The organism is Candidatus Binatota bacterium, assembly GCA_012960245.1.
Taxonomy (GTDB): domain Bacteria; phylum Desulfobacterota; class Binatia; order UBA1149; family UBA1149; genus UBA1149.
This window is the reverse complement of record DUBO01000003.1, coordinates 1-8,186: the sequence shown is the minus strand read 5'-3', so window position 1 is coordinate 8,186 and position 8,186 is coordinate 1. Positions and strand designations below refer to the sequence as shown.

At 61.5% G+C, this 8,186-nt stretch carries 6 protein-coding genes; 2 read left to right on the top strand and 4 right to left on the bottom strand.

Annotation, left to right across the window (positions count from 1 at the left end):
- From EYQ35_00290 to EYQ35_00280, 3 genes are all read right to left on the bottom strand, one after another.
- Positions 1 to 295: DUF2855 family protein (locus EYQ35_00290; protein HIF62586.1), on the bottom strand; the 295-nt coding region annotated here is incomplete at its 3' end.
- An 83-nt stretch (positions 296 to 378) separates the two neighbouring features.
- Complete coding sequence (locus tag EYQ35_00285) at positions 379 to 1,752, bottom strand: hypothetical protein (protein ID HIF62585.1); 1,374 nt, start codon at positions 1,750 to 1,752, stop codon at positions 379 to 381.
- Positions 1,753 to 1,802: 50 nt separating this feature from the next.
- Positions 1,803 to 3,536 carry a hypothetical protein gene (locus EYQ35_00280; GenBank protein HIF62584.1) on the bottom strand — a complete coding sequence of 578 codons (1,734 nt, stop codon included), beginning with the start codon at positions 3,534 to 3,536 and terminating at the stop codon, positions 1,803 to 1,805.
- Between the two features lie 695 nt (positions 3,537 to 4,231).
- Here EYQ35_00280 and EYQ35_00275 point away from each other — a divergent pair.
- Both EYQ35_00275 and EYQ35_00270 read left to right on the top strand, forming a co-directional pair.
- The gene (locus tag EYQ35_00275) at positions 4,232 to 6,604 is read left to right on the top strand and encodes a CRTAC1 family protein (GenBank protein ID HIF62583.1); all 2,373 of its coding nucleotides are present in this window, start codon (positions 4,232 to 4,234) and stop codon (positions 6,602 to 6,604) included.
- Positions 6,605 to 6,759: 155 nt separating this feature from the next.
- Positions 6,760 to 7,500: a glutathione S-transferase family protein gene (locus EYQ35_00270; GenBank protein HIF62582.1), complete on the top strand. Its 741-nt coding sequence runs from the start codon at positions 6,760 to 6,762 to the stop codon at positions 7,498 to 7,500.
- 29 nt (positions 7,501 to 7,529) lie between these two features.
- Here the strand turns inward: EYQ35_00270 and EYQ35_00265 are convergent, their stop codons facing one another.
- A complete protein-coding gene (locus tag EYQ35_00265; GenBank protein ID HIF62581.1) occupies positions 7,530 to 7,784 on the bottom strand; it encodes a DUF3237 family protein in 255 nt (84 codons plus the stop codon).
- Positions 7,785 to 8,186: the final 402 nt, after the last annotated feature.

Here is an 8,186-nt window from a genome sequence, read left to right as displayed (position 1 = left end):
AACCGAACACGCGCTCGCCCACCGCGACGGCCGGGTGACTCGACGCGAGCACGTCGGCAAATCCCATCACCGGTATACGCCCCCAGCCCTCATCGGCCGGAAAGAAGCCCCAGTAATCGAGCATGTCACCGGCCACCGCGTAGGTGATGTTGTTGGCGGTCAACGCGAAGCGATCCACGCGAAACAGCACGCCACCCGCCGGCGGCTCAAGGTTCAGCTCGTTGGTCACGAATTCGCAGCGCGACCAGTCGTCGCGTCGTATTCTGAAGTCAGATCCTTTTGTAATTCCGCCCATAGCGGCAACGAACCTGCCCCACCGCCGGGCCTGAGTCCACGGTAGGGTTTGCCGATTCCAGCGGGCTGGGGTTTACGTGCGCGTCAGTTCTTCGTGCAGAAAAGCTTACGAGGACCCCTCGGCTGGCACAGGGAGACACTGTCACGACGGGCAACCGGATTGGCGAACAGGCCCACGTCTGCCGGCCCGGTTGGAACAACCACGCCAGTCGAAGCAGCGTCAAGGCCCTTCGCGCGCAGCCTGAACTTGGACACAAACAACGACGCACCCCCGTTTAGTGGAACCCCGATGCCCCGCAGCGGCTTGAGCACGGCCCTGACCAGCTTGTCGACCGATCGGCACATCACCCGCGCACCGTTAGCAGACGACGCGCAGCCGGTTAAGCTTATCGTGCTGGAGAAACCGCCCTGGTCACTGACAGTGACAAAAGCGTTACCGGCCAGCATCGTATCAACAAGGCCTCCACCGGTGTCGTTTTCGCTGATGAAGCTGCTGGTGATACGGGCGAGCCCGTTGCTCTTTGAAGCCCTTGCAGGTCTCAACACTACGCTCTTGATGACGAACGAACCCGGGGTCGTGTCGAGATCGTCCGTGTCGCAGATCCCATCACCGTCAGTATCGCTTCCACCGCCCGTATTGACGCAAACGCCGCCCAGGCACTCGTCCAGTTCACTACAGGTGTCGCTACCACTGTCACAGCCGGTCGCGTCCGGTTCAGGGACGCAGGTGCCGGCCGGCTCTGTACAACTCGCGTCGCACGGGGCCGTGCATGGTGGAGTGCCGACCACGCAGTTACCGCTGCCGAGGTCACAGGTCTCGACACCGTTGCACGCCAGGCTATCGTCGCAGTCGGGGTCAGAGGAACAACCGCAAAGGCGGGCCGCGAACTCCAGGATCCTCGCGTCGCCGGTATTGCCACCTGAGGGAAAAACCAACTTGGTCTTGAGGACAGTCACCGCCGATATGTCGACAACCTCGGTACCGGCTCCCAATCCAGTGAGGCTGGCGACCTGTGTCCACCCGGTTAACGAAGAGGAGGCCGCCGAGGCATCCGTGGTCACGTATATGTCCAGGGCCTCGCTCGTGGTGGCGTCCTGTTCGATGACGAACTGGTTGATAACCTCTGGTGAAGAAAACTCGGCGATCAGGTAGGAGTGGTCTCCGTAACCTTCAAGCGGCTCAGAATTCGCACCGAACCAGTCGCTGTTCCAGAAGGTGCCCGAGTCCATGTCAAATACCTTCGCGGCGTCAGACGGCAACCCGTCTTCGTCGGACCACACGTCGGTCAGGACCGGCGCCACCCCAGCATCAACCGAGCTGAGCAAGTTGTCTTCGCTGGTACAGACCTGCGCAGTCGCCTTTTCAACGACGAGAACACCCACCAGCACTGCGATCGTCAGGGCAACCGAGAGGGCTTGTAACCGCCGAAGTACCGGATTCAATCTACTTGCTTCCATATTGTATTTCTCCGTCCGTGCCCCGGTGGCCGAACTAAGCCGTGAGCCCATCATTCGCTGCACACCAGCCGCTTACGGTCCTGGCCGGCTGACACCAACGTGCATCCGTCGATAGCATCGACCCTAGTGATGAATCCGTGGACCAGGCTTACCGTCACCGGGGCGACCGGGTTGGTGGCGCCGGCCGGGCCCGTCTCGGCACTGGTCAGTTTGTTCGCCCTTATCCGCACTACGAACAGGTGCTCGCTGAGACGCTTCTTCTTCGTTGCCGTGGCACGCACGCGGCCGTCGGTGGAGCGACAACGAACCCTGCGCAGCTTCGAGGAATGCGACGAGCAGTTCTCCAATGGCAAAGGGACACTCCAACTGTCCGAATCGACCAGGTCCATCGTGTTGGTCCCGGCGAGGAGGTTGGTAATAAAACTGCCCTCGGAATCGGAGTCGGCGAGCAACGCGGTCACCACCGCTTTTCCGTCGTCACCCGACGAAGCGCCGTCAGGTTTCAACTTCACCCGCAGCAGAGTAAAAAGGCCCGGCGACGTATTATCATCATCGAGATCGCAGACCAGGTCTTCATCCGTGTCTCCGCCGCCACCGTTGTTGGGACAGTTCCCCTGCGGGTAACTGGCAATGCCCGTGCAGCTATCGTCTACCGTACACGTGTCAAGCCCCGAATCGCAGGCGGTTGATACCGGCACAGCCGTACAGAGACCCGGCTCGGTACACACACCCGTGTCGCAGTCGCCCTGGCAAGGCAGCGCACCCGCCAGGCAGCTACCCGTCGTGAGGTCACAGGTTTCAATCCCGTTGCAACCCACGCCGTCGTCGCAGTCCAAGTCAGTAGCACAACAAAAACGGGCCTGGAATTCCATGATGCGAGCATCGCCACTGTTGCCCGCGACCGGGAAGACCATCTTCACCTTGGACGCCGACACGGCAGCTATGTTGACAAGCTCGGTACCGGCACTCTGACCGGTAAGTCCGGCCACCAGCGTCCACCCCGTCAGCGAACCCTCCGCCGCCGCCGGGTCATCACTCACGTAAATATCGATCGCGTCGCTGTTTGTCGTATCCTGGACGATGCGTACCTGGTTGATGGTCACGGCCGAGGCGAGCTCGGCGTACAGATAGGAATGGCTACCGTAGCCCTCGGTGGGCTCAAATCCCGGCCCCCCCCAGTCGCTGTTCCACAAGGTGGCCTCGTCCATGTCGAAAGCCCCGGGCGCGGACGACGGCAGCCCGTTTTCGTCCGACCACACGCTGGTTGCCACCGGTGCCACGCCCCCATCGATTGAACTCAGGACGTTGTCCTGCGTCTCGCAGGCCGGCGGGGGCTCCAGCTCGCAACTGTCGTCACAACCGTCGCCGACGTCGGTGTTCCCGTCGTCACATTCTTCGAAAAGTTCAAGGGTGCCATCACCGCACACCGCGCCGCAAGTCGGCGGAGGGTCGGCCGAAAGCGCACAGGGTGCCGCAGCGGGGTTCAGTGCCAACCATATGGTCCGGACACCTGGCCCGATACTGTCGCTTACCCCGCGTGAATCAAAGGCCGACGCACGAAACCACATGCACGCAAACTCGGGTGAGTCTGTGTAGGTGGTATCCCCGAACTTGTCGAGGTCAGCCCGCGGTATCGACCACTCGATCGCGTTGATCGTGGTACTGACCGGGTTCTGCACGTAGGTCCAGGTGCTCGACGGCGGTGTGGCTAGAAAAGACGACTCCCCTCCCGAAATATTAAACTGGCCGGCTACGCACTCGGCAGCGAAATGCCCGTCTGTCATCCCGTTGCCGTAGAATGTACCCGTGCAAGCCTCGCAGCCGGTAGGCGAATCGTTGGGATCGCCGAGGGTCGGGTTGAACAACGCGCCAAACACCGTGTCCGCACAATTGCTGGGTGCGCCCATCGGATCGGCAGCGAGGTAAAGGTTGGTGGCATCCCAGTCCCAGTACAGGGCCCAGTCACCGTGACAGTTTACCGTGCCGCCGGCGAAGCTACCCGAGCTACCCGCGTCGTACACGCCGCCCAGGTCAGGAGTGCTGTCAACGACAACCGACTGGGCGTACTCGCCAACGTTGATCACACCGTCAACGACCGGGGCCGCCGATGAGACCGAGGCCTGTCCGACCGCTGCCAGTAACGCGGCGGCGAAGAAAGCAACAACCCGATACCTGCTATTTGTCATTTATAACTCCCAGGCGAACGCCGGGTGAGGTAAGCCCCCACCTCCAGCGAGTATTCCCGCTAGCCACTCTTACCCCTTTAATCGTTGTGTCAAGGGAGAATCTGGTTTTTTTGATTCCCCTCCCCCTGATCCTTCCTTACGCGAGTGAACCTGTGAATTAATACGTGCAGCCGATTAACATCGTCCTCAAAATAGCCTGCCACGTGTGGGGGGGGCGATTTCGCAAGTGGGGCTCTTCGAGTCTCCGCACTTGTTGCGCGCCCTGCTGACCACTGTCATGTAGTGCAACGATCATGACTTCGTCAAAGCATATAATCGCAGCGTCCTGTTTAGCGATGATCCTGGGATCCGTGGGCTCAGCGATGCTGGTCGGCGCCGCCCCACCCGGCAGCGAGTCGCGCGACCCCAAGACCACCTCCAAGGAAAAACGGACAAGTATTGATCAACAGGTGCAGCGCATAGTCGACGAGCGCAGGCTGAGGGACCGGACCGTCTGGTCCGGAGAAGTCAGGGCGCAGGTATATGAACAGGCTTTCGTCAGGCTGTGGGATGAACTGCGCAGGGCTGACGACGCCTTCGAGGTGCTGGGTAATTTCAGTTTACAGGACACGCTGCTGATCGGCCGGCCGGGGCCGACTCGCATCCTGGGCCAGGGAGTAAGCGCCACGCGATTCGGCTCGCCCGCGCGCGCTCTCGACCGGGAGCAGTGGCGGCTGTTTCTGACCGACTGGAAAGAACGCGGTTATCGCATCGAGCAGACCGAGTGGCATCATACCCGGTTTTCGTATGATGAAACGGCCGGGGCCCGGTCACTGGTTACCTTCGCTATCGACTGCATCCAGGCCGAGCGCGGGCACCGCGCCTCGATACGCGGAGAACTCGATGTCCGTTGGTCGGGGCTCGGCGACGCTAACGGTTTTCCCATAGCGCGCAGTATCGATGCGTCGTCGATCGAGATATTTGAACGGACCGGCAATCCCACCTTCGAAAAAGCGGCCACTTGGGACCTGGGCTACGTCCCGCCGCTACTGGTCCACGACCTGGACGGTGACGGTTACTCCGACGTGGTACTGCCCGGCATGAACACGGTCTACTGGAACAAGGGCGACTGGCGATTTGACGAGGCCCCGCTGCTCGACCGGCCCGCTAACATCGAGGGCAATATAACAGCCGCCGTGCTGGCCGACTTTACCGGTGACGGTCACCTCGACCTTCTCAGCGGGGCACGCGGCGAGTACCTGCACCTTTACGAGGGGGCGAGCGGCGGTAGGTTTCCCACGCAGCCGCACCCGGTAAAGGCCACCTCGAGCCCGTTGGCCAACCCGCAGGTGCTCACCGCCGGGGACGCGGACGGTGACGGTGACCTCGACGTCTGGGCCGGCCAGTACAAGATAGCCTACCTCGCTGGCACCTTGCCCCAGCCCTATTACGACGCGCGCGACGGCTACCCCTCTTACCTGCTGTTGAACACCGGTGATGGCCACTTCGAAGATGGCAGCGCGGCGGCCGACATGGGCACCAAGCGTTACCGCCGCGTACTGAGCGGTTCGCTGGTGGACATCGATGGCGACCGCGACCTGGACCTCGTAACCGTCAGCGATTTCGCCGGGGCCGACGTCTATCTCAACGACGGCAGTGGTCATTTTAGTGATGCTACCGACCAGGTAATCGACGACGGCGCGGGGTTCGGCATGGGCCACTCGTTTGCAGACTACGACCTGGACGGATTGCTGGACATGTACATGATCGGCATGAGTTCGACTACCGCGCGGCGACTCGACTTCATGAACGCTGGGCCCGAGGGCTTCGCACGACACCAGGAAATGCGCAGACCCATGACCTTTGGAAACCGCATGCTCCTGGGTACCAGCACCGCCCGCCTGGTCGCGCCGGCTTTCAAGGACAGCGTGGCGCGCTCAGGCTGGGCTTGGGGAACGGCTTCGCTTGATTTCGACAATGACTCGGACGTGGATATATTTGTCGCCAACGGCTTTCGTAGTGGCAACTCGGCCAAGGACTACTGCACCCGCTTCTGGACGCAGGACATTTACATGGCGGCCGCTGTCCCCGATCCAGCGCGCCAGTCTTTCTTCCAGAACACGTCCTCGAAGATAGGCAACGAGTGGTCGTGGAACGGCTTTGAGCACAACGTGCTCTACATGAGTGACGCGGGGCGCGACTTTACCAACGTGGGTTATCTCATGGGCGTCGCCGACGAGATCGACGGCCGCGCCGTCGTGGCCGACGACCTCGACCTGGACGGGCGGGTCGACCTTCTGGTGGTCGAACACGACTACGAGGGTGGATCCAACAAGCCGCGCCTGCACCTGCTGCGCAACCGGTGGCCTGGCGACGACAACTGGATCGGTGTCCGCCTGGCCGACCGCGCGGGTGGGCCTTCGCCGTTAGGCGCGCGAATCGCCGTGGAACTGGAAAGTGGCGGCCGGCGGATCGCGCGCATAGTAACCGGTGACTCTTTTTCTGCGCAACACGCACTGCAGAAGCATTTTGGCCTGGGCTCGTTGCAGTCGGTGTCGGCAATAGAAGTCGAATGGCCAGGCGGGCTCTCGACCCGTATAGACAAACCGGCGATCCGGCGATACCACCTCGTCAAACCGCCCGCGGTGGTCGAGCCGCCCGCGGTGGTCGAGCCGGCCGCTAACTGAAAGTCCGTCCCGGCGCCTTCAGTTGGGGTTTGGATAAACACCGGGAGTGAAGGGGGGGAGCCACCCACATGGGGGGCTTATCCGTCGACAGGCGGGCGGCAAGGGTGGTAAGCTCGTGGTTCTTAAAATCCCGGATCTTAGAAAGGAGAATCTTCATGCCTGGTAGCGACGCCCAGCCCCACGTTCCGTCAATGACGTTGTTCACCCTGGGAGGGGCCTTCGGCCTTCGCAACGTCAGTCCGTTCTGTTTGAAGGTCGAAATGCTGCTGACGTCACTGGGCCTGCCTTTCGAGATGGACGTGCAGCTCGACCCCCGCAAGGCGCCCAAGGGCAAACTGCCTTACCTGGTCACGGACAAGCGCGTGATCGCTGACTCGGAACTCATCACCGAGTACCTGGATGAAATCACCCAGGGCGCCGTCTACAGAGGGCTAAGCGATCGCGACCGTGCGCATGGGCTGGCGCTTGCGCGGCTGGTCGACGATCATCTGTACTGGTTGTTCGTTGCCAGCCGTTGGCTCGATGACGAATGGTTTCCCAACATCGTCGAAGGATTTTTTCACATTGCTCCTCGAATTGTTCGACCGCTCGTCGCCGGTGTAGCGCAGCGGCAGATGCGTCGGACCTTGCACCTTCACGGCCTGGGCCGGCACACGCTGGAAGAGCAACGAGGGTTTGTTGCCCGTGACCTCGAAGCGCTCGAACACGCCGTGCCTGCCAGTGGGTTTTTGTTCGGCGACAAGCCATGCGTATACGATTTTACGATAGCCGGATTCATGGCGGGTGTTTACGACAACCAGCCTCCGACCTGGTTCTGCGAGATCGCGGAAAGCTATAGCCAGCTGCACGCGTATACAGAACGGGTGCAGAAACACGTGGGCGTTTACGGAAGGTAGGCTCTCGACTTCTCCTTGTGCCGGGGCTGCTACAACACCTGGAAAACTTCGTAGCTGGCCTTGCCGCCTCCGAACGCGGCCATGCGGCCAATACACACGATGTCGTTCATCCAGGCGTACTTCTCGGACGTGGTCTCGAAGTAAGGGGTGCTGCGGAAGTACATGTCGTCGCCGTCGATGCTCTCGCCGGCGGCGATTCGTTCTCCCAGGCCCTCGTCCATGCGCAGTTCGCTCTGCACGAGCTCGCCGTCGGGCGAGCGCCGCCCGAAATTCTGAAACACCATTTGTAGTCCTATAAGCAAATCACGCCCCCCGGGAAGGATTCCTATAATTGCGAAGCGTGCCAGACGCCAACGAAGAGCACCGAGCCGCAGACAAAACCGGCCTGCTCGCTCAGGAGGCGGGGAAATGGCGATTGTGCGCGTACTCCCCCGGTGGGGGGGCGGGCGAAGATGCAGGTGATGTAAGGTAAAAAACCCGGCTTCCAGTAGACCACGGGGTGTGCCACCGTGACCGGGTGAAGCGGACCTGTACTCTATGCGCGGCCCTCCTGCTGGTCGCCGGTGCTGCCGGCGCGCAACCCCTGGACAAATCTTCGCAGGCCTGCGTCAACGCCATGAACAAGGGCGCCGCCAAGGTTTCGTCGGCCCAGGCAAAAGATAACAGCGGTTGTATTAAGCAGGCCG

Coding starts and splice junctions, on each gene's coding strand:
- EYQ35_00285 (HIF62585.1), bottom strand. CDS start 1,752: ATGGAAGCAAGTAGATTGAATCCGGTACTTCGGCGGTTACAAGCCCTC.
- EYQ35_00280 (HIF62584.1), bottom strand. CDS start 3,536: ATGACAGACGGGCATTTCGCTGCCGAGTGCGTAGCCGGCCAGTTTAAT.
- EYQ35_00275 (HIF62583.1), top strand. CDS start 4,232: ATGACTTCGTCAAAGCATATAATCGCAGCGTCCTGTTTAGCGATGATC.
- EYQ35_00270 (HIF62582.1), top strand. CDS start 6,760: ATGCCTGGTAGCGACGCCCAGCCCCACGTTCCGTCAATGACGTTGTTC.
- EYQ35_00265 (HIF62581.1), bottom strand. CDS start 7,784: ATGGTGTTTCAGAATTTCGGGCGGCGCTCGCCCGACGGCGAGCTCGTG.